A 1,293-nucleotide genomic window follows, 5' to 3' on the forward strand; every position below is an offset into this window, starting at 1 on the left:
GTGCCGAGCACGCCGAAGCCGCCGCAGAACAGGCGGAGGGCGGCGAGCAGGTTGTAGTGGGCCAACTGGCCGTTGGCGTTGTCGACGTAGCCGATTTGATGGGGCATGAGGTTAAACCTTGAGGATGCTGCGAACGGTGCTGGCGTTGCGCTGCAGAAAGACCTTGAAGTGTTCCTGGCCTGGCTTACCCCAGGCCATCGAGGCGATCTGGCCTTCGTCCTGCACGGCGTAGAGGTTGATCGCGTTCTGCACCTGGGTGCTCATGGCCTTGGCCGGCTCGGCCAGGCGGGTGGTGCCCAGGCTCGGTGCCGGCAGGGCCGGAGCCGGCACGCCGGCCAGGCCGCCGGTGGCGTGGTGCACGCGGCGGGCGTAGTCGTCCAGGGCAGCCATGCCGTTGGCGTTGAAGGCGTGCAGGAAGTCCAGCGCGCCGGGTTGCTGAACCACCGCGGCGCGGGTGACGTACTCCCAGTTCGAGAGCATCGCGGGAATCGAATCGCTGGTGGTGGTGCCCGGGCCGGTGACGTGGCCGCCGGTGGCGGCAGCTACTGCACCGCCACCACCACCGAACAGGCCACCAATACCGCCAAGGATTCCGCTGAAAATCGAGTCGCCGCCCCCGCCACCGAACAGGCCGCCCAAGCTATCGAACAGGCTGCCGAACAGATCGGCGCCGCCGCTGAACACCGAGTTCAGAGCGCTGCTGAACGTACCGCTGCCGGTTTCCGATGCGGCAGTGATGGAGCTGCCTATTTCTGCTGCGCCCTGCGACGAGGCCGCACCGATCTCTCCCGCTATCCCCGACGCACCGGACGCGCCGGATGCCGCTCCGCCGGCTGCCTGCCCGGTCCCCGCCGCCGAAATCGCCGCCGCCATGGCGGCCCCCGCCTGGACCCCGGCAGCGACAATGGCCGCCGCCATGCTCTGGCCGCCTACCATCGACGCCGAGGTGATCGCCGCCGCCTGGGCGGTGGAATCGCTCTTCCCGCCGCCGAGCAGCCCCATGATGCCGGCGGTCGCCTGCTCGGCGAGCCGCTGCACGGCAAGTTGGGCCATGGCGTCCGCCACGCTGGAGACCAGGCTGGTCACCGCGTCGCGCAGGTTGAGCGTGCCGTCGGCCAGCCCCTGCACCGCGTCCTGGATACCGCTGCTCAGGCCCTCCTCGAGGGTGCGCTTGAACTCCGTGGCGGCACTGCGCGCCTCGACGAGCGCATTGCGCACCCGCCCGACCTCGGCCGCCGCCTGCTCGCCGAGCGGCCCCGGCTGCTGCGCCATCTGCTCCAGCTCGGGCAGGTA

1 pseudogene is annotated in these 1,293 nt (G+C 70.3%); it reads right to left on the reverse strand.

The annotated features are described in order from the left end of the window. Positions 1 to 111: 111 nt before the first annotated feature. Positions 112 to 1,293, reverse strand: a pseudogene (locus BMY22_RS24765) (hypothetical protein); the annotation flags it as partial.

It is taken from the genome of Azotobacter beijerinckii, assembly GCF_900110885.1.
Lineage (GTDB): Bacteria > Pseudomonadota > Gammaproteobacteria > Pseudomonadales > Pseudomonadaceae > Azotobacter > Azotobacter beijerinckii.